The sequence below is a fragment of the Streptomyces sp. NBC_00237 genome, from assembly GCF_026342435.1.
Lineage (GTDB): Bacteria > Actinomycetota > Actinomycetes > Streptomycetales > Streptomycetaceae > Streptomyces.
The window spans coordinates 1,690,144-1,709,952 of sequence record NZ_JAPEMT010000002.1 but is presented as its reverse complement, the minus strand read 5'-3'; the positions used below and the strand labels follow the sequence as shown (position 1 = coordinate 1,709,952).

The following is a 19,809-nucleotide window of genomic DNA, read 5'->3' as shown; positions in this document are numbered from 1 at the left end:
CTCCGCGTCCCTTCGTGTCAGAACCCCGTCAGGTAAATTCGGACAAATGATGAACAGGGCTTCGAAGGCGGCGACGTCTCGGGCTCCGACTTCGACTCCTCGGCCTTCGGTGGCGGCGACTTCGGCGGAGGCGGCGACTTCGGTGGAGGCGGTGGCGACTTCGGCGGCGGCAGCTTCTGACCCTCGGCGGGGGCATTTCCAGCCCGTCCGGCAGGCCCGGCCACCGTCGGCCGAGCAGGGCGGACCCACGGGGTCAGCCGGTGCGCACGCTCAGGCGGCGTCCTTGATGGCCGAGATGTCGAAGTTCAGCTTGATCTTGTCGCTGACCAGGACCCCACCGGCCTCCAGTGCCGCGTTCCACGTCAGGCCCCAGTCCGAGCGCAGGATCGTCGCCGAGCCCTCGAAGCCGACGCGCTCGTTGCCGAAGGGGTCGGTGGCCGAGCCGTTGAACTCCAGGTCGATGGAGAGCGGGCGGGTGGTGTCCTTGATGGTCAGGTCGCCCGTGATCCGGTAGTCCGAGCCGCCCAGCTGCTCCGCCTTCGTCGAGCGGAACGTCATCTCCGGGAAGGTCTCCGCGTCGAAGAAGTCCGCGCTGCGCAGGTGGCCGTCGCGGTCCGCCGCACCCGTGTCGATGCTGGCCATGCGGATGGTGATGGACGCCTTTGAGCCCGACGGGTCCGAGCCGTCCAGCTTCAGGGTGCCGTCGAGGTCGGTGAAGGCTCCCCGGACGTTGGTGACCATCGCGTGGCGGGCGGTGAAGCCGACGCGGGTGTGGCTCGCGTCGACCGTGTAGGTGCCGGTCAGGGCGGCCAGGGCCGGGTCCACGGCGGTGGGGGTGGTGGTGGTGGTGGTGGACGTGGTGGTGTTGCCCTTGCGGCCGAAGATGCCCATGACGTTCGTTCCTCCAGAGGGAAGTGGTGCTGATTTGTTGAACCTTCAACGTGTTTCGATGTCCCTGACTCTAGAGCAAAGATGGTCAAGTTTCAACCTTCGTGGTCGGGTGGCCGGACGGATTCGGCCGTTCGGGGGAGTGCGGGGCCTCTTGGACTTCCGGACGGGGGTTCTTGGACTGCCGGGACCCAGGGGGTCCGATTCCGTTGACGGGGCCCCCGGGGGCGGGCTTACTCAAGCCCCATGTCGCTGAGATTCCGTGCGTCGTGCGCCGTCGCCGCCGCCTCGTCCGTCGTGTTCGCGCTGGCAGGACCAGCGCTCCCCACGTCGGCCGCCGCTCCGGCCCCTGCCCCCGCCGCCGACACCGCCGTCATCCAGTCCCCGCAGCTCACCGTCACCGTGGCCAAGGACTTCCCCCGCGTCCTGGCGTACACCGACCGCGCCCGAGGGGCTCAGCTCCTCGGCAGTACGAAGCCGGTCACCGAGATCGTCCTGAACGGCACGGCCCGCCCGGTCCAGGCGAAGGCCGCACCCTGGGTGCGGTCCGACTCCGCCGCGTACACCCTGCTCGTGCCCTCCCTCCCCGGCGTCGAGATCGACGCCACGCTGTCCGTCAGCGGGCGCGCCACCACCTTCAAGGTGACGGCGATCCGGGACACGGAGGCGTTCCGCGTCGGGACGCTCGACATACCCGGCCACGACCTCGTCTCCGTCGGCAGCGGGGAGAGCGGTGCCCAGACCGCGTTCACCCGGCTCGACCCCGACTCCACGCGCACCGCCGACGTCTTCGGGAAGGTGACAGCCGCGACCCCCGTCGAGGCCGCCCCCGTCGGAGCCTCGTACGGGATCGTGAACACCGGGGCCCTCGCCGCCGCCGTCGAGTCCAACTCCTCGTACGACAAGCCGAGCGGGGCCGCCGCCCGGGACGGCGCCCGTCTCTGGCACCGGGCGACCAAGGCCGACGACGGGTCCGTCCGCGTCGGGGTCTGGTCCGGGCAGTGGACGTATCGCGGAGAGGGCGCGCCGAAGCCCGAGAGCGGCAAGGACCTGCCCTGGGCGAAGGTCGTGGTGACCCCCGACGCCAACGGCGACAGGCAAGTGGACTGGCAGGACGGAGCGGTCGCCTTCCGCTCGATCGGGATCGAGGCGCCGGGCTCGAAGGAGACCGCCGACCGGGTCGTCACCCACATCCCCTTCAACTTCGCCAGCCAGGCCACCCACCCCTTCCTGCGCACCCTCGACGACGTCAAGCGCGTCTCGCAGGCCACGGACGGGCTGGGACAGCTGGCAGTGCTGAAGGGGTACGGGTCCGAGGGGCACGACTCCGCCCACCCCGACTACGGCGGCAACTACAACAAGCGCGCGGGCGGCCTCACCGACCTCAACAAGCTGCTCAAGGCGGGCAAGAAGTGGGGTGCCGCCTTCGGCGTCCACGTCAACGCCACCGAGTCGTACCCCGAGGCCAAGAACTTCAGCGAGACCCTCGTCGACAAGACCAAGCCCGGCTGGAACTGGCTCAACCAGAGCTACTACATGGACCAGCGGCGCGACGTGAACAGCGGCGACCTGGCCAAGCGCTTCCAGCAACTCCGCGACGAGACCGACCGCAACCTCAACTTCCTCTACATCGACGTCTACTACACCCACGGCTGGATCGCGGACAAGACCCTCCAGGCCGTCCAGAAGCAGGGCTGGACCGTCGGCACCGAGTGGTCGGAGAAGTTCGAGCACGCCTCGCTCTGGTCGCACTGGGCGAACGACCTCAACTACGGCGGCAAGACCAACAAGGGCCTCAACTCCCAGATCATCCGCTTCATCCGCAACGGCGAGAAGGACATCTGGAACGACCACCCGATCCTCGGCCAGAGTGCCATCGAGGAGTTCGAGGGCTGGACCGGCGAGAGCGACTGGAACGCCTTCTACGCCAACATCTGGCAGCGCAACCTCCCCGCCAAGTTCCTCCAGCAGGAGAAGATCCAGCACTGGGACAAGGACCGCATCGACTTCACCGGCGGCGTGCGCGGCACCGTCGAGAACGGCAAGCGGGCGTACTACGTCGGCGACGCCAAGGTCCTCGACGGCGCGGACTACCTCCTCCCGTGGGACGGCGGCAAGAAGCTCTACCACTACAACAAGGCCGGGGGGACGACGAGTTGGACCGTTCCGGCCGCCTTCCGGCAGGCCGGTTCCTTCACCGTCAGCAAGCTCACCGACAACGGCCGCGTGCAGACCGCGACCGTGCCGGTGAAGGACGGCAAGGTGACACTGGAGGCGACCGCAGGACAGCCGTACGTCCTCTACCCCGTGGGCCGCACCCCCGCCGCCCGTGACGCGGACTGGGGCGAGGGCGGCAAGGTCGCCGACCCCGGCTTCAACTCCGCGAAGCTCGCCGACTGGCGTACGACGGGCAAGGCCGTCCGCGACACCGACGACCAGGGCCGCAACAGCGCCGCCCTCTCCGGCACCGCCCCCGCCGCCCTCTCCCAGCGCGTCACGGGACTCACGGCGGGCCGGCGCTACACCGCCTCCGCGTGGGTGGAGGTCCAGCCGGGCGCTTCCCGCCGTACGACCCTGAGCATCGGCGGCAAGGAGGTCGCCGTCGAACGCTCCACCGCCAAGGAGCAGACCGCCGCCAACGACTGGCACGGCACCCACTTCCAGCGCGCCAAGGTCAACTTCACCGCCCCGGCCTCGGGGACCGCCACCCTCACCGTCCGGGCGGCGCAGGCGACGTCGGACGTACGGGTACGGGTGGACGACGTACGCCTCGTCGCCAACGCCCCCGCCACCACGCCGGGCGCCCTCGTCCACGAGGACTTCGAGGCCGTCGACCAGGGCTGGGGCCCCTTCTTGAAGGGCGACGCGGGCGGCGACACCGACCCCCGCACCCACATCGCCCAGAAGCACGCCCCGTACACGCAGGCCGGATGGAACGGCAAGCGCGTCGACGACGTGCTCGGCGGCGGCGAATCCCTGAAGTCCCACGAGGAGAACGACGGGCTCGTCTACCGCACCGCCCCCTGGACCGTCCCGATGCAGGACGGCCGCCAGTACAAGGTCGAGTTCGACCACCAGTCCAGCCACGCCCGGTCCTACGAGTGGGTGACCGGCTACGACCGCGTCGGCGCGGACGGCAAGAGCGCCTCCGTCGAGACCCGCCGCACCCCGATCGCCGAACAGCGCACCACCGCCCGCTTCTCCGAGACCGTCACGGCGGGCTGCGGCGACACCTGGGTCGGTCTGCGCAAGAAGGGCGGGGCCCCGGACGGGGCCGACTTCGTCCTCGACGGCTTCACCGTGACCGACCTGGGCCCGGCCCCCGAGCGCGCCGCCTGCGGCACCCTCGCCCTGACCCCGGCCGCCGGAGCCTTCGAGCCCGGCCGGAAGCACCAGGTCAGCGCCGCCTTCACCAACAACGAGGCGACCGAGGCCACCGACGTGAAGCTGACCCTGGGCCTGCCCGACGGCTGGACCGCCGAGCCCGCGGGGCCCGTCGCCTTCCCGTCCGTCGCGCCGGGTGCCAAAGTCGGCGGAAGCTGGCAGGTCACCCCGCCCGTCGACGCGAAGTACCAGCCCTACGAGCTGACCTCGGCCGCCTCGTACGCCGTCGGCGGCACGACGCGCGAGCTCGCCGCCACCGCGAGCGTCCGCACGCTCCCGCCGCCGCCCACCCAGGACACGTACGCCAGCGACCTCGACTGGACGTCCATGGAGAACGGCTGGGGGCCCGCCGAGAAGGACCTGTCCAACGGCGAGACCGCACCCGGCGACGGCAAGCCGATCACCCTGGGCGGCGTCGTCCACGCCAAGGGCCTCGGCACCGCCTCACCCGGCACGATCCGCTACTACCTGGGCGGCAGGTGCACCTCCTTCACCGCGTCGGTCGGGCTCGACGACGTGCAGAGCAGTCGCGGGAGTGTGCAGTTCGGCGTCCTGGCCGACGGCGCGGAGAAGGTGAAGTCGCCGGTGCTGAAGGGTGCCGACGCGGGGTGGCCGCTGACCGCCGACGTGACCGGTGCGACGTACGTCGACCTGGTGACGGGCGACGGCGGCGACGGGCCGGGCAACGACCACGCGGACTGGGGCAGCGCACGCTTCCAGTGCGGCGGCTGAGCCAGGAGGGCCCGGAAAGCCCCTATGGGGTCCCAGGGGGTTTCAGGGGGTTCCCGGGATCCCCGTAGGGGTCCGACCCCAGAGAATGTGCGGCGAGCCACACCGGCGGCCTTTGTGACCTCTTTACAAAGGCCGCCCTCGCCGAACAGGGATTTCCTCCGTATCCGGGCACGGTTCTGTTCGGCCCCCACAGGGATACGGTCCGGAGACTGTGCAGAGTCGACGGACCGTTTTCTTGACGTTCTTCGTAGGGTCGACACATGACCGTTTTGGATACTCCGGGTGCTCCGGGCGAGCCCACCGACTCCCGCGGCCGGGTGGCCGAGCTGCACGCGCTGCGTGAGCAGGCGCGCAGGGGGCCGAGTGAGCGGGCCACCGAGGCCCAGCACGCGAAGGGCAAGCTGACGGCGCGCGAGCGCATCGGGCTGCTGCTGGACCCGGACTCCTTCCAGGAGGTCGAGCAGTTGCGCAGGCACCGGGCGACCGGTTTCGGCCTGGAGAACAAGAAGCCGTACACCGACGGTGTCATCACCGGCTGGGGCACGGTCGAGGGCCGCACGGTCTTCGTGTACGCGCACGACTTCCGGATCTTCGGCGGCGCGCTGGGCGAGGCCCACGCCACGAAGATCCACAAGATCATGGACATGGCCATCTCGGCCGGTGCCCCGCTGGTCTCCCTGAACGACGGAGCGGGCGCCCGCATCCAGGAGGGCGTCTCCGCCCTCGCCGGATACGGCGGCATCTTCCAGCGCAACACCCGTGCCTCGGGCGTCATCCCGCAGATCAGTGTGATGCTCGGTCCGTGCGCGGGCGGTGCCGCCTACAGTCCGGCGCTGACCGACTTCGTGTTCATGGTCCGCGAGACCTCGCAGATGTTCATCACCGGGCCGGACGTGGTGCGGGCGGTGACGGGCGAGGAGATCACGCAGAACGGGCTCGGCGGGGCCGACGTCCACGCCGAGACCTCCGGCGTCGCGCACTTCGCGTACGACGACGAGGAGACCTGCATCGCCGAGGTCCGCTACCTCATCTCGATGCTCCCCTCCAACAACCGCGAGAACCCGCCCACGGTCGTCTCCGAAGACCCGGCGGACCGGCGCGGGGACGTCCTCCTGGACCTCGTCCCGGCCGACGGCAACCGCCCGTACGACATGCGCAAGGTCATCGAGGAGCTCGTCGACGACGGCGACTACCTGGAGATCCACGAGCGCTGGGCCACCAACATCCTGTGCGCCCTGGCCCGCCTCGACGGTCAGGTCGTCGGCATCGTCGCCAACCAGCCGCAGTCGCTGGCGGGTGTCCTGGACATCGAGGCCAGTGAAAAAGCTGCCCGGTTCGTCCAGATGTGCGATGCTTTCAACATTCCCATCGTGACGCTGCTCGACGTCCCGGGCTTCCTGCCGGGCGTCGACCAGGAGCACGGCGGCATCATCCGGCACGGCGCGAAGCTGCTGTACGCCTACTGCAACGCGACGGTGCCCCGCATCTCGCTCATCCTGCGCAAGGCGTACGGCGGCGCGTACATCGTCATGGACTCGCAGTCCATCGGTGCCGACCTGACCTACGCCTGGCCGACCAACGAGATCGCCGTGATGGGCGCGGAGGGCGCGGCCAACGTGATCTTCCGCAAGCAGATCGCGGAGGCCCAGGACCCGGAGGCGATGCGGGCGCGCATGGTCAAGGAGTACAAGGCCGAGCTGATGCACCCGTACTACGCGGCCGAGCGCGGACTGGTCGACGACGTGATCGACCCGGCGGAGACCCGCCAGGTCCTCATCTCCTCCCTCGCGATGCTGCGCAACAAGCACGCGGACCTGCCGTCGCGCAAGCACGGCAACCCGCCCCAGTGATGTCGCGACATCCCTGCCTGCTGAAGACGACGAAGACGACGGAGACGATAGACCTATGACCACCCCTGCTGCCGATACGAAGAACCTCCTGCGCGTGGAGAAGGGCGAGGCGGCCCCCGAGGAACTGGCCGCCATCACCGCGATCCTCCTCGCCCGTGCCGCCGCCCGCCCCGCCGAGGTCTCGGCCGCGCACGGCCGCACCGCTGCGGGCTGGCGCCGCCTGGAGCGCACCCCGGGCTTCCGCGCCCCCCACAGCTGGCAGGGCTAACCCCCTTTCGAAGGCCCGGCCCTCCCCACCTCGGGAAGCGCCGGGCCTTCCGCGCATCCGCCCCGGATGGGGGCTACGCCCCTCGCCCCCTGCACGGCTTCGCCGCGCGTCCTCAATCGCCGGACGGGCTTAAGATGCAGGGCCTTTAGGGGCGCGGGGAACTGCGCGCCCAGCCACGACGCACCCGCACGGAACGGGACCAGCCGCGCGGCAAGCGCTTTAGGGAAGGGGCGGAGAGGGGAGAAATGCCCCGCGCAGCGGCCTGAACCCCAGCCAGCGTCCCACCCGCACGGTAAAGGGCCCGCACTCACCCCCGGCCAAAGCCGGAAAGGAGCACGGGCCCTCCCGTACACGATCAACGAGCGCGTCAGCGCAACCGCGCCATCAGCGCATGCTCCACCAGCGTGATCAGCGCACTCTTCGCATCCGCCCGGTGCCGCGCATCCGTCGTGATGATCGGAGTGTCCGGCCCGATCTGCAGGGCCTCCCGGACCTCCTCCGGGTTGTACGGCTGATGCCCGTCAAAGCCGTTCAGCGCGATGACGAAGGGCAGACCACTGTTCTCGAAGTAGTCCACCGCCGGGAAGCAGTCCGCGAGACGGCGCGTGTCGACCAGCACGACCGCGCCGATCGCACCGCGCACCAGGTCGTCCCACATGAACCAGAACCGGTCCTGTCCGGGCGTACCGAAGAGGTACAGGATCAGATCCTGGTCCAGCGTGATGCGGCCGAAGTCCATCGCGACCGTCGTGGTCGTCTTGTCCCCGGTGTGGGTGAGGTCGTCGATGCCCGCCGACGCGGACGTCATGACGGCCTCGGTACGCAGCGGGTTGATCTCCGACACGGCTCCGACGAACGTCGTCTTGCCGACGCCGAAGCCGCCCGCCACCACGATCTTCGCGGAGGTTGTGGAGCGGGCTGCTCCGCTGCTAGAGCTTGCGAAGTCCACTGAGCACCCTTTCGAGCAGTGTCACATCTGGCTGACCGCCCGCGGCTTCGTCGCCGCCGGGCTGGTGAATGGCGACGAGTCCGGCCTCTGCCAGGTCGGCGACGAGGATTCGGGCTACGCCGAGGGGGATGGAGAGCAGTGCGGAGATCTCGGCGACCGACTTGATCTCACGGCACAGGTGGCAGATCCGCTGGTGCTCGGGCAACTGCCCTTGCAGCCTGCTGGGTTCCGCCGTGGTGTGCACCAGCGCCTCGATGGCGAGCTGGTAGCGGGGCCTGGTCCGGCCGCCCGTCATGGCGTACGGACGTACCAGGGGGTTGTGTCCGCCGTTCCCTGAGGAAGAGGAGGACGGGGAGCCCGCGCGGCCCGCCGCCTGCCGGGGCGGCACCGGCTGGATGCCGGAGTGCTGCCCGCGGTGCTGCGGGGACTGCGGGGGCTGCTGCTGATAGGGGCGCTGCTCGTACGGCTGCTGCTGGTAGCCCGAGGGCGGGGGGCCGCCCTGCGGGGAACGGCTCGGCGCAGAGGGGAAGTTGAACCGGTTCTGCGAGGGGTCGCTCTGACCACCCTGGCCCTGACCCGGGCCACGGCCATAGGGCCAGTCGGCCGACGAACCGTTTGGGGGCGTTGCCACGTTCTCCTCCTCCGACTGCACTGCGGGGCACCATCACCTGTGGAGCCACATCCCCGAACCCTAAAGCCCGGGGATGCCAATACGCACGGGGTGTCTGCCAGTTGAACAGACTTCGTCAAGAACCCTCAGCCGGGGAAAGAACCCCGGACCAAGACCTCAGTTCAGCAGACTCCCCTGGAGTTCGGCCCGCAGATCCGGGGTCAGCACCGTGCCGGCCCGGTCCACCAGCAGTGCCATCTCGTAGCCTACGAGGCCGATGTCGGCATCGGGGTGCGCGAGAACAGCGAGGGAAGATCCGTCGGAGATGGACATGATGAAAAGGAATCCTCGCTCCATCTCCACCACGGTCTGGTTGACGGCGCCGCCCTCGAAGATCCGAGAGGCACCTGCCGTCAGTGACGTCAAACCGGAGGCGACGGCCGCCAGTTGATCGGCACGGTCACGCGGGAATCCTTCGGACATCGCCAGCAGGAGTCCGTCGGCGGAGACCACCACCGTGTGGGAAACACCGGGGGTGTTGTCCACGAAGTTGGTGATCAACCAGTTCAGATTCTGCGCCGCCTGGCTCATCGGGCTCACACTAACGCTCCTGGTTGTAGGTACTACCCGGTCCACTGTGCTGATCGTAAGTGGCCGCTTGGTTCTGGTCGGTTCCCGCACTGCGCCCCCGCTGGACGCCCCGGCGCAGGTTGCTCAGCCTGCCCCGTACGTCCTCCGGTGCGCGGGAGACCTGGGGGCCGCCCTGCGGGCTCTGCTCGGCGGTGCCCTCGACCAGGTTGGCCTTGGGCACCCGCTTGGGGAGGCCGGAGGGGGTGATCCCGCCCGCCTTCGGGTCCTTGAGCTTCTCGGCCCGCTGCCAGCGCTCGTCGTTCGACGTGCGCCAGCCGCTGTCGGCCGGGGGCTCCTGCCGTGCCGGGGCGGGCCGCTGCGGCTGCTCCGGCACGGACGGCGCGGCCGTCGGGGCCGGTTCGGTGGGCTGCTGCGGCTTCCGGGAGGGAAGCGAGGGCTGCCGGTCCTCGCGGGCCGGGGCCGCGTCCTGTTCGGGGCGCTGGGACTTGCTGTGCCGGCTGAGCAGGCTCTCCTGGCCGGGCTGGCTGCCTCGGCGGGGGAGTCCGGCGTCCGTCAGCGCGTGACCTTCGCGCGGTGCGTCGTCGGCGGCGTGGGGACGGTCGAAGCCTACGGGGTCGCCGGCCGCCGGGGGAGTCTCCTGCGAAGACTGTCCTGAAGGCGCGGTGCCGGATTCCGTTTGCGCCGGGTAGGAGGGGTCGAAGCCGCCCTGGTAGCCGTTCTGGTCCTGCCAGTTGGACTGCTGGGGCTGCTGGGACGGGTCCTCGTACGCCTGGTACTCGGGTTCCGGATATCCCTGCTGAGCCGGTGCCTGCTGGGCCGGGAAGCGGTCCGTGGAACCGAAGGCGTCGCGTGCGCCGAAGCCGTCGAAGCCGCCCTGCGCGCCGTGAGTGCCCTGAGCGGGCTGTTCCGGGTAGGCGTTCGGGTCGTACGAGGACTGCGGGTCGTAGGACGTCTGCGGGTACGCCTGCTGCCGCTGGTCGTAGGCGTTCTCGTCATAGCCCTGCGGGGCGGCCGTCTGCGGGTCGTAACCCTGCTCCTGCCGGCCGTACGGAGCCTGCTGCTCCTGCACCTCGTCGCGGAACAGCGGGCGCCCTTCGGCCGGAGCGGTACGGCCCTCCAGGGCCGCCCTGCGCTCCTCGCGGTGCAGCGAACGGTTCACCGGATCGAGCGGTGTGCGCTCGCCGAGCTGGCCCTGCCCGGCGTCGTAGCGCGAGTCGTCGAAGCCGAGTTCGGCGGCCGTGCGCATCGGCGCGGCCTCGAAGGACGGCTGCTGCGGCGCCTCCTGCTCAGCCATGATCGAGGAGACGGTGAAGTCGCCCTGCGGCAGGTTCTCGCCACCGCCACCGTGGGTGATCGCGTCCGGGAGCATGACCAGCGAGGTCGTGCCCGCCTGCTCGCCAGAGGGGCGGAGCTGGACGCGGATGCCGTGCCGGTCGGCGAGGCGGCCGACCACGAACAGGCCCATGCGCTGCGAGACGGCGGCGTCCACCGTCGGCGGGTTGGCCAGTTTGTGGTTGATGTCCGCGAAGTCCTCGGGGGTGAGCCCGATGCCCTTGTCGTGGATCTCGACCATCACGCGGCCGTCGGGCAGCCGGGTCGCGTTGACGCGGACCTTGGTCTGCGGGGAGGAGAACGTGGTGGCGTTCTCCAGGAGCTCGGCGAGGAGGTGCACGAGGTCGGTCACGGCCTGGCCGTGGATCTCGGACTCCGGCATGCCGGTCAGTTCGATGCGCTCGTACGACTCCACCTCGGAGGAGGCGGCGCGCAGCACGTCGACCAGGGGGACCGGCTGGTTCCAGCGGCGGCCCGGCTCCTCGCCGGCGAGGACCAGGAGGTTCTCGCCGTTGCGGCGCATGCGGGTCGCCAGGTGGTCCAGGCGGAAGAGGCTTTCGAGCTGGTCGGGGTCGGCCTCGTTGTTCTCCAGGTCGGTGATGAGGGTCAGCTGGCCCTCGATCAGGGACTGGTTGCGGCGCGAGAGGTTGGTGAAGATCGCGTTGACGTTGCCCCGGAGCATGGCCTGCTCGGCGGCGAGCCGCACCGCCTCGCGGTGCACCTGGTCGAAGGCGCGGGCGACTTCGCCGATCTCGTCGTGCGAGGTGATCGGGATGGGCTGCACGCGGGTGTCCACGCGGCCCGGTTCCGTCCGGGAGAGCTGGTCGACCAGCATCGGCAGGCGCTGCTCGGCGACGTTGAACGCGGCCGTGCGCAGGCGCTTCATCGAGCGGCTCATCTGACGGGCGACCGTACCGGCCAGCACGAAGGCGGCAAGCAGGGCGACGATCACGATGGCGCCGTTGATGATGGCGTCGTTGCGGGAGTCCGCGGAGATCTGCGCGGCGTCCTTCACCGCCTTGGTGACGAGCTCGTTCTCGATCTCGGTGTAGCCGTCGAACTTGGCCGTCGCCGCGGCCTGCCAGGTCAGCGGGACGATGCCCTTGGCGGCCAGCGTGCTCTGCTTCTGGCCCTTGCAGATCTCGGCGGCCATGCCGTCGAAGAGCGAACCGTCCTTGGACGGCGGCGTCGGGAAGGGCTTGTTCGCCGCCTTCGCGGCGGCCTGCGCCTGGGCGAGCTTCTTGCCGCCCTCCTCGGCCTTGCCCTTCATGACCTCGCGGAGCCGGTCCACGTCGTGCTGGGTGCCGCCCGAGACGTACTCGCCGAGGGCGATCGTCTCCAGGTAGTTGTACGAGCAGAACGCCTTGACCTGACCCTTGAAGATCGCGTCCTCGCCGTTGGGCCGGATCAACAGGTGCTGGCCGATCGCGCGCTGGAGGGACTCGGCGGCCTTCGCCAGCTCCACCGCGTACACGGTCCTGCCGTACGAGGTGATGTTGCCGGAGCCGATGCTCAGCTCGTTCGACACCTCCATCAGGAAGTGCTGGACGTCGCGGTAGCCCTCTTCGGTGGCGACCGGGTTCTTGCTCTCGACGGCCGCCGTGTACGCGGTCTGGCGCAGCGCGGGGAGCTTCGGCTCGGCCTGCCGGATGCGGTTCAGACGGTTCTTGAGGCCCTGGTTGTCGGGCAGGCTGGTGACGGCGGCGTCGAACTTCCTCTTCGCCGCGTCCGTCGCCGACCTGGTCTCTTCGACGGACTTCGCGGTCCGCTTGCCGGCCAGCAGCGGCTCGGCCGTCAGGTCGCGCTCGTCGAGCAGCGCGTGCCCGTACGCGGCGGCGGCGCGCACGATGAGCGCGGTCTTCTCCGCGTCCTGGGCCTCCCGCCAGTTCTGGACGGAGCCGTTGACCTGGAAGCCGCCCATGACGAGGGCCACCAGCACGGGTATGAGGAGAATCGCGTTCAGCCGGGTGGCCACGCGCCAGTTGCGCGGGGACATCCGGCTGGAACTGCCGCCTGCCGGGGGACCCTGCACGGGCACCTCGGCGGCAGAGGGCGCCACAGGGCGCGACGGCGGGGTGAAGTTGCCCCGTGTCTGCTGCTCTGCGGCGCTTTTCTTGCTTCGCCTCACTCGACCAACAACCTCTCGGCGTCGGCACCTTCGCTGTGCCGGGATTCGTTCGGGCCGTACTTCTGTGCGTACTGCACTCAGGGACGCACGTACTTACTCAGGAGTTTCGCCGAATTCCAGCACGCCCGACGGTTATGGACCAAACAGCTGGGAGACGGCCCGTCGAGTGGCCCATCCCTCAGATAAAACGGGCATAAAGAACGAGCCCCGCCAAAAGGCGGGGCTCGTGTGAGCGCAGCGACACCGGATGACCGCACCGGGTTGCCTCGCTCGGGCAATTCTCTTTCGAAACGTTATGAATTCCACGGCGGAGCCGAGGCGGCCTGTGTCGTACGACACAGACCGTCTCTGTAGGACTACGACAACTTCCGTACCCCCGGCCCTACTTGTGAAGTACCTGTGCCCTACTTCAACCGCGCCATCAAAGCGTGCTCCACCAGCGTGATCAGGCCACTCTTCGCATCCGCGCGGTGGCGCGCGTCGGTGGTGATGATCGGGGTGTCCGGACCGATCTGGAGCGCCTCGCGCACCTCGTCCGGCGTGTACGGCTGGTGGCCGTCGAAGCCGTTGAGGGCGATGACGAAGGGCAGGCCGCTGTTCTCGAAGTAGTCGACCGCCGGGAAGCAGTCGGCGAGACGGCGGGTGTCGACGAGGACGACCGCGCCGATCGCGCCGCGCACCAGGTCGTCCCACATGAACCAGAAGCGGTCCTGGCCCGGCGTACCGAAGAGGTACAGGATCAGGTCCTGGTCCAGCGTGATGCGGCCGAAGTCCATCGCCACCGTGGTGGTGGTCTTGCCCCCGGTGTGGGTGAGGTCGTCGATCCCCGCCGAGGCGGAGGTCATGACGGCCTCCGTGCGCAGCGGGTTGATCTCCGAGACAGCACCCACGAACGTGGTCTTGCCGACGCCGAAGCCACCCGCCACGACGATCTTGGCGGAGGTGGTGGAACGGGCCGCGCCCGTCGCGCCGTCAGAGCTTGCGAAGTCCACTGAGAACCCTTTCCAGCAGCGTCACGGCCGGCGTTCCGTCGGCTTCCGCGCCCTCGCCCGGCTGGTGGATGGCGACCATTCCGGCCTCGGCCAGGTCGGCGACCAGGATGCGCGCGACACCCAGCGGCATCGACAGCAGCGCCGAGACCTCGGCCACCGACTTGACCTCGCGGCACAGGTGGCAGATGCGCTGGTGCTCGGGGAGCAGCGTGGCCAGGTGCGCCGGGTCGGCCGTGGTGGAGACCAGCGCCTCGATGGCGAGCTGGTAGCGCGGCCTGGTCCGGCCACCGGTCATGGCGTAGGGACGTACCAGCGGCTGATCGCCCTCGTACGCGTCGTACGGCGCGTCGAGATGTGCGCCACCGTACGAATCGTGAGAGGCGGGGGGCGGGGTCATGGGTCCTCCGGGCATGACAGCAGGGTGTCGGCGTGCCGTCTGACGGGGCCGGTGGGGGAATCGGACTACGGCCGGACGGTGTGAAGACTGGTCAAATGCGGTGCTGCTGGGGGTGCAGCTGAGGGTGTGCGGTGGCGCCGCCTAGTGGAGCAGGCTGCCCTGGAGTTCCGCGCGGAGGTCCGGGGTGAGGACCGTGCCCGCCCGGTCGACCAGCAGCGCCATCTCGTAACCGACCAGACCGATGTCGGCGTCGGGGTGCGCCAGGACGGCCAGGGACGAGCCGTCCGAGATCGACATGAGGAAGAGGAAGCCGCGCTCCATCTCCACCACGGTCTGGCTGACCGGGCCGCCCTCGAAGATCCGGGACGCGCCCGCCGTCAGCGAGGTGAGCCCGGAGGCCACCGCCGCCAACTGGTCGGCACGGTCACGGGGGAATCCTTCGGACATCGCCAGAAGGAGTCCGTCGGCGGAGACCACCACCGTGTGGGACACCCCAGGGGTGTTGTCCACGAAGTTGGTGATCAACCAGTTCAGATTTTGCGCCGCCTGGCTCATCGGACTCAACTAACGCTCCTGCTGGTGAGTGGGGTCAACGGTGCGGAAGGTGCCAGTGTTGCCGTTACTTCCGGCCTGGCGGCCCTGCTGGATTCCCCGACGAAGGTTGGTCAGCCGGCCGCGCACCTCTTCGGGTGCACGGGAGACCTGCGGACCGGTCTGGTGGTTCTGTTCCTGCGCGGTGCCCGGGACCAGGTTGGCCTTCGGGACACGACGCGGAAGTCCTGAGGTGGTGACGCCTCCGGCAGCGGGCTTGCGCACCCGCTCGGCCTGCCGGACGAGTTCGTCGTTCGGCGAGGGCCGCCACGCTGCCTCTGTGCCTTCGCGCTCGGGAGCGGAGGCCGTCGGCTGCTGCGGTACGGAAGCGGACTGCGGTGCGCCGCCCTGTTCCTGGTGGAACCAGTTCGACTCCAGCGTGTCGAAGAGCGGCGTACGGCCGTCTCCGGGACCCGCGGGCGGCAGCGCGTCGGGCTGCCGCTGAACCTGCGGGACCTGCTGGGTCTCGTCGGCCCGCTGGGGCTGCTGGGGCTGGGGAGTCTGCGGTGCCTGGGGCGACTGCGCGTACGCGGACGGCGCACCCTGGCCCGGCAGGCTCGCGACGGGACGCGGCGGACGGAAGGCCGCGTCGTCCCGGCCGCCCTCGGTGCCGCGCGGACGCGGAGCACCGGGGCCCTGCGGCACACCGGCGGCCGGAGCGGCGCCGAGCCCGGGACGGTCGTACGGGCCGGTGTGGTGCGAACCGGTGTCGTACGGGTCCGGGCGGCGCTGCGGCTCCCGCACGTCGGGGCGCTCGAAGCCACCTGCCTGACCGGGCTGCCCGGCCTGACCGGTCGCCGCCGCGAAGTCGGACGAGTCGAACTGGCCGGTGGCGGAGGGGTCCTGGAAGCCGCCGTGCTGGGCCTGCGGGTACTGGCCCGTGGCGGCGGGGTCCTGGTAGCCGCGGGTGTCGGCCTGCGGGTACTGCCCGGTGGAGGCGGGGTCCTGGGGGCCGCGGACCTGGGGGAACTGGCCGGTGGAGCCGGGTCCCTGCGGGGCGCGTGCGTCCTGGCCCTGCGCACCGCGCACGTCCGGACGCTCGTACTGACCGGTCGACGACGGGTCCTGGAAGCCCCGGTCCTGATAGCCGCGGTCCTGGGGACCACGGTCCGCCTGCGGGAACTGGCCGGTGGCGGAGGGGTCCTGGAAGCCGCCGTGCTGGGCCTGCGGGTACTGGCCCGTGGCGGCGGGGTCCTGGTAGCCGCGGGTGTCGGCCTGCGGGTACTGCCCGGTGGAGGCCGGGTCCTGGGGGCCGCGGACCTGCGGGAACTGGCCGGTGGAGCCGGGTCCCTGCGGGGCGCGTGCGTCCTGGCCCTGCGCACCGCGCACGTCCGGACGCTCGTACTGACCGGTCGACCCGGTCGACGACGGGGTCTGCCGTACGTCCGGGCGCTCGAACTGACCCGTCGGGGAACCCGTGCCGGGCGGCGGCCCGTTGAAGTCCGGACGGTCGAACTCAGCCGTGGCACCGGGACCCTGACGACTCTCCGTCTCCTCGTGACCGCGCGGCGCGTCGACCGGGTTCGGCCGGGCGCCCCAGGCGGTGGGCTGACCGCCCTGCGGCGGAGTGGAGCTGCCACCGGGCAGTTCCGCCCGCGGACCGTTCGCCCGGGGCAGACCGCGCTCCGGCTCGGGAGCGTGCGACTGGCGTACGTCCTCACGCCCGCCGCGCCCGCCGCCGAAGGCACCGGCGAGACCGCCGCGCTTGGCGGGAGAGGCCGGCGGGGTACCGGTCAGACCGGCGCCGGGGGTACGGCCGGGCAGCGCGGCCCGGGGACCCGAACCGGCCGGGACCTGACGGCGCGAGGGCTCGGAGCCGAGCATGCCGTTGCCCTGCGGAGCGCCGGGACGGCTGCCGGGGCCGCCGCCCGCACCGGGACCGCCGGGCAGACCCGGACGGTTGCCCTGGCCCGAGGGCATCTGCGGCGCACCGCCCTGGCCGCCGGGGAGACCGGGGCCACCGGGCTTGCCGGGAAGCTTCTTGCCGCCCTGCGCGACGTCCACGGGCAGCATGACCAGCGCGGTCGTGCCGCCGGAGTCGGACGGGCGGAGCTGGATGCGGATGCCGTGTCGCAGGGACAGACGGCCGACCACGAACAGACCCATGCGGCGCGACACCGAGACGTCCACGGTCGGCGGAGCGGCGAGCCGCTCGTTGATCGCGGAGAGGTCCTCGGGCGACAGGCCGATGCCGGTGTCGTGGATCTCGACGAGCACCCGGCCGTCGGGCAGCGCGTGACCGGTCACCCGGACCTTGGTCTGCGGCGAGGAGAACGACGTCGCGTTCTCCAGGAGCTCGGCGAGGAGGTGCACGAGGTCGTTGACGACGCGTCCCGCGACCTCGGTCGAGGGCACCGAGGAGAGTTCGATGCGCTCGTACTGCTCCACCTCGGAGGCGGCGGCACGGAGCACGTCGACCAGCGGCACGGGGCGCGTCCAGCGACGGCCCGGCTCCTCACCGGCGAGGACGAGGAGGTTCTCGCCGTTCCGGCGCATACGGGTCGCGAGGTGGTCGAGCTTGAAGAGCGAGGACAGCTGGTCCGGGTCGGCCTCGCGGGCCTCCAGCTCGGAGATCAGCGACAGCTGGCGCTGGATGAGGCCCTGGGAGCGGCGCGAGAGGTTGGTGAACATCGCGTTGACGTTGCCTCGCAGCAACGCCTGCTCGGCGGCGAGTCGTACCGCTTCGCGGTGCACGTCGTCGAACGCGGTGGCCACCCGGCCGATCTCGTCCTTGCTGTGCACGCCGACGGACTCCACGGAGGTGTCGACGTCCTGCGGGTCGGACTCGGAGAGCGCCTTGACGAGCTCCGGCAGACGTTCCTGGGCGACCCGGGTCGCGGTGTCCTGGAGGCGGCGCAGCGAACGGATCATGGACCGGGCCATGATGAACGCGCCGACGAGCGAGACGCCGAGCACGAGCAGGATGACCGCACCCGAGATGATCGTGGAGCGCTCGGAGTCCGCCCGCAGCTCACGGGCCTTCTGCTCCATGTCGTCGAGAAGCGTCGCCTCGATGCGCTTCATCGTGTCGATCTCGTTGCTCGCCTGGTCGCTCCAGTCCATGTAGGACCGCTTGTCGAGCTGCTGGATGCCGTCCTGACTACCGAGGGCCTTGCCCGCGTAGTCCTCGGCGCGCTTGGCGTCCGGGTTGTTGTTGGTGAGGACGCTCAGGAGCTCTTCGGCCTTGGGGCCGTAGATGCTGGAGAAGGTCTCCAGCGAGGTCTTCTCGTTCGTCCGGGCGGTCTGGCCGAACAGCCGGTCGGCCTCGGGGAGGTGGACCTTCTGCTCCTCGGGGTTCATCGGCAGGGCGGCGGCGATGATCGCGCGCTGCACCGACGCGTACTCCTTGGCGTTCGAGAACGCTGCCAGCGCACGGGTGCGCTTGATCATCTCGGGGCTGGAGGTGGCCTGCGCCATGTCCTGGGAGAGGCTCAGCAACGAGGTGATCAGACCGCTGTACGCGCTGACCGTCTGCGAGTTGCCCGCCTCGGTGCGGTTCTGGAACGCCTTGCCGCGGATGTCCTTCAGGCTCCCGAGCCGCTGGCTGATGTCGCTGAGGCTGGCCCGGATGCTCTTGAGGGACTCGTCGCCCTCTTCCCCGAGATCGACCCCCGAGGTGCCTTGGATGAAGGCTTCCTGGTAGCGGTCGCTCTTGGCTTGCTCCGCCTTGACGGTGGCGTCGTTCATCGGGGTGCCGTTGGCGAGCGGACCCGCGGTCTTGTCGCGCTCGTTCTGGAGGGCGGCGGCGAGGTCGGTCGCCTTGCGGGTCATGTCGGTCAGCAGCTGCATGTGCTCCAGCTGCTGCACGTCGCTCAGGGACTGGTTGATACGGAGTCCGCCGAGCGCGGTGGCCGCGACCACGGGGAGAGCCAGCAGCGACACCAGTCGCGTGCTGATGCTCCAGTTGCGCAGAGATATTCGGGTGCCCTCGGTGATGGGCTTGGGGGCCTTGGGCTTCTTGCCCTTGGCCGCGCCGGGAGCCGCCGGGGGCTCCTGTGCGGGGCCGCCGCCGAAAGCGTTCGTACCGCCTCCGAAGTTGCCGCCCGCGCCGCCGGGCGCGCCGGGACCACCCTGGCCACCCGTCGGGCCGGGCCTGCCGGGTCCACCGCCGGGCTGGGCCGGCCCCTGGTTCTGGGCGTGCGGGTGCTGGGGTGACGAGCCCTGGGCGGCCCCGCCGCGCGGCTCCTGCTCGGCCGGGGTGTCCCCACGGCCCTGGCGGGCCTGGGGAGACCCCATGCCGTCCCTCTTGAAACGTCCCTGCACTAGCGTCGCAACCTCTGGACCAGGCGTCGTGCCGCAGAACGGAACAACGGTGTCGAGTCGTGGGGTACCGGATCATCCCCATTGGGTGGTCGTGAGTGACCGCGGTCCGGGGAATTCCAGCACAGTGCCGGATCTCCAACAAGGCCCGAGGGAACCGGTGCACCTGGAGTGACGCTTTGTGCCTGAGGTGTCACCAGTCGTAGAATCCTTTCCCACACGAAAGAGACATTTACGTACGAGTCGCTTACGGGTGGGGGGTGCCCCAGTCGAGACGATCAGGAGCGGAATCAGTCCTTCAGGGATGCAATGTCCGTTTCTGCCCGCAAGATCAACAGTCCGAATTGCGGCAATTGCCCAACAACTCGTGAGCAAACTCACACGAAGATCCCTGCACATTCCCGGCTTTGGCCGGGAAGCGGATGTTTAGCCTGACGCTTTACAGGGATTGCGAATCCGACCACCGGCGCCCGTCCGGCGCCCTCATCGACAAGGCGCGACCACTCTCATGATGCCCACGACAACGACCACGAAGTCGGCCAAGAAGTCCGCCCCGGCGATCCGCAACCTGGCGAACCCGCAGCGCACCACCCTCGCCCACCTGGACAAGCGGACCGGCACCCCCAAGCCGGCCGCCCTCCCGGAGTACGCGCAGGAGCTGCCCACCGCCACCGCGAACGTCCGCCGCACCATCCTGATGGTCGCCCCGGAGATCCAGCAGCTCCCCGAGGCCGTCCCCGCCGCCTGAGCCAGGGTGAACCAGGGAGGCCGCCGAGTCATCCCGAGTTAGCCTGGAGCGTCAGACTTCGGCCAGCTCAGGTAAGGGGCGCAGGCATC

The 19,809-nt window shown here is 70.2% G+C and carries 13 protein-coding genes; 4 read left to right on the top strand and 9 right to left on the bottom strand.

The annotated features are described in order from the left end of the window. Positions 1 to 270: 270 nt before the first annotated feature. Entirely contained in the window at positions 271 to 891 is a 621-nt protein-coding gene (locus OG897_RS21400) for a YceI family protein (protein WP_266658800.1), read from the bottom strand. A gap of 243 nt (positions 892 to 1,134) precedes the next feature. Here OG897_RS21400 and OG897_RS21395 point away from each other — a divergent pair, with 243 nt between their 5' ends. The 3 genes from OG897_RS21395 (at position 1,135) to OG897_RS21385 (ending at position 7,122) form a co-directional block, all read left to right on the top strand. Beyond that, positions 1,135 to 5,004: an endo-alpha-N-acetylgalactosaminidase family protein gene (locus tag OG897_RS21395; RefSeq protein WP_266658799.1), complete on the top strand. Its 3,870-nt coding sequence runs from the start codon at positions 1,135 to 1,137 to the stop codon at positions 5,002 to 5,004. Between the two features lie 260 nt (positions 5,005 to 5,264). Next, positions 5,265 to 6,854, top strand: a complete 1,590-nt coding sequence (locus OG897_RS21390) for an acyl-CoA carboxylase subunit beta (protein WP_266658798.1) — start codon at positions 5,265 to 5,267, stop codon at positions 6,852 to 6,854. A gap of 55 nt (positions 6,855 to 6,909) precedes the next feature. After that, positions 6,910 to 7,122, top strand: coding sequence for an acyl-CoA carboxylase subunit epsilon (locus OG897_RS21385; protein ID WP_266658797.1), 213 nt, complete (start codon positions 6,910 to 6,912; stop codon positions 7,120 to 7,122). Positions 7,123 to 7,489: 367 nt separating this feature from the next. On the opposite strand, the gene OG897_RS21380 is transcribed toward OG897_RS21385, so the two are convergent. From OG897_RS21380 to OG897_RS21345, 8 genes are all read right to left on the bottom strand, one after another. After that, on the bottom strand, positions 7,490 to 8,071 hold the full coding sequence (locus OG897_RS21380; protein ID WP_185034326.1) for an ATP/GTP-binding protein: 582 nt from the start codon (positions 8,069 to 8,071) through the stop codon (positions 7,490 to 7,492). Beyond that, positions 8,052 to 8,702, bottom strand: a complete 651-nt coding sequence (locus OG897_RS21375) for a DUF742 domain-containing protein (RefSeq protein ID WP_266658796.1) — start codon at positions 8,700 to 8,702, stop codon at positions 8,052 to 8,054. The genes OG897_RS21380 and OG897_RS21375 overlap by 20 nt, the downstream gene beginning before the upstream one ends. Before the next feature lie 156 nt (positions 8,703 to 8,858). After that, entirely contained in the window at positions 8,859 to 9,272 is a 414-nt protein-coding gene (locus OG897_RS21370; RefSeq protein ID WP_030980891.1) for a roadblock/LC7 domain-containing protein, read from the bottom strand. Positions 9,273 to 9,282: 10 nt separating this feature from the next. Continuing rightward, positions 9,283 to 12,732 carry a nitrate- and nitrite sensing domain-containing protein gene (locus tag OG897_RS21365; RefSeq protein WP_266658795.1) on the bottom strand — a complete coding sequence of 1,150 codons (3,450 nt, stop codon included), beginning with the start codon at positions 12,730 to 12,732 and terminating at the stop codon, positions 9,283 to 9,285. Between the two features lie 404 nt (positions 12,733 to 13,136). After that, complete coding sequence (locus tag OG897_RS21360) at positions 13,137 to 13,724, bottom strand: ATP/GTP-binding protein (RefSeq protein WP_266658794.1); 588 nt, start codon at positions 13,722 to 13,724, stop codon at positions 13,137 to 13,139. Beyond that, positions 13,705 to 14,121 carry a DUF742 domain-containing protein gene (locus OG897_RS21355; protein ID WP_266660381.1) on the bottom strand — a complete coding sequence of 139 codons (417 nt, stop codon included), beginning with the start codon at positions 14,119 to 14,121 and terminating at the stop codon, positions 13,705 to 13,707. The genes OG897_RS21360 and OG897_RS21355 overlap by 20 nt, the downstream gene beginning before the upstream one ends. Positions 14,122 to 14,262: 141 nt before the next feature. Then, complete coding sequence (locus OG897_RS21350) at positions 14,263 to 14,676, bottom strand: roadblock/LC7 domain-containing protein (protein WP_189825947.1); 414 nt, start codon at positions 14,674 to 14,676, stop codon at positions 14,263 to 14,265. A 9-nt stretch (positions 14,677 to 14,685) separates the two neighbouring features. Continuing rightward, on the bottom strand, positions 14,686 to 18,948 hold the full coding sequence (locus tag OG897_RS21345) for a nitrate- and nitrite sensing domain-containing protein (protein WP_266658793.1): 4,263 nt from the start codon (positions 18,946 to 18,948) through the stop codon (positions 14,686 to 14,688). 535 nt (positions 18,949 to 19,483) lie between these two features. Here OG897_RS21345 and OG897_RS21340 point away from each other — a divergent pair. Beyond that, positions 19,484 to 19,720 (top strand): hypothetical protein, encoded by a 237-nt coding sequence (locus OG897_RS21340; protein ID WP_266660378.1) that lies wholly within the window; start codon positions 19,484 to 19,486, stop codon positions 19,718 to 19,720. The last annotated feature ends 89 nt before the right edge of the window (positions 19,721 to 19,809 follow it).

What these genes read in the sequence shown, in the direction of transcription:
- OG897_RS21400 (WP_266658800.1), bottom strand. Translation starts at nt 891, where the DNA reads ATGGGCATCTTCGGCCGCAAGGGCAACACCACCACGTCCACCACCACC.
- OG897_RS21385 (WP_266658797.1), top strand. Translation starts at nt 6,910, where the DNA reads ATGACCACCCCTGCTGCCGATACGAAGAACCTCCTGCGCGTGGAGAAG.
- OG897_RS21370 (WP_030980891.1), bottom strand. Translation starts at nt 9,272, where the DNA reads ATGAGCCAGGCGGCGCAGAATCTGAACTGGTTGATCACCAACTTCGTG.
- OG897_RS21390 (WP_266658798.1), top strand. Translation starts at nt 5,265, where the DNA reads ATGACCGTTTTGGATACTCCGGGTGCTCCGGGCGAGCCCACCGACTCC.
- OG897_RS21340 (WP_266660378.1), top strand. Translation starts at nt 19,484, where the DNA reads ATGCCCACGACAACGACCACGAAGTCGGCCAAGAAGTCCGCCCCGGCG.
- OG897_RS21355 (WP_266660381.1), bottom strand. Translation starts at nt 14,121, where the DNA reads ATGACCCCGCCCCCCGCCTCTCACGATTCGTACGGTGGCGCACATCTC.
- OG897_RS21350 (WP_189825947.1), bottom strand. Translation starts at nt 14,676, where the DNA reads ATGAGCCAGGCGGCGCAAAATCTGAACTGGTTGATCACCAACTTCGTG.
- OG897_RS21345 (WP_266658793.1), bottom strand. Translation starts at nt 18,948, where the DNA reads ATGGGGTCTCCCCAGGCCCGCCAGGGCCGTGGGGACACCCCGGCCGAG.
- OG897_RS21395 (WP_266658799.1), top strand. Translation starts at nt 1,135, where the DNA reads ATGTCGCTGAGATTCCGTGCGTCGTGCGCCGTCGCCGCCGCCTCGTCC.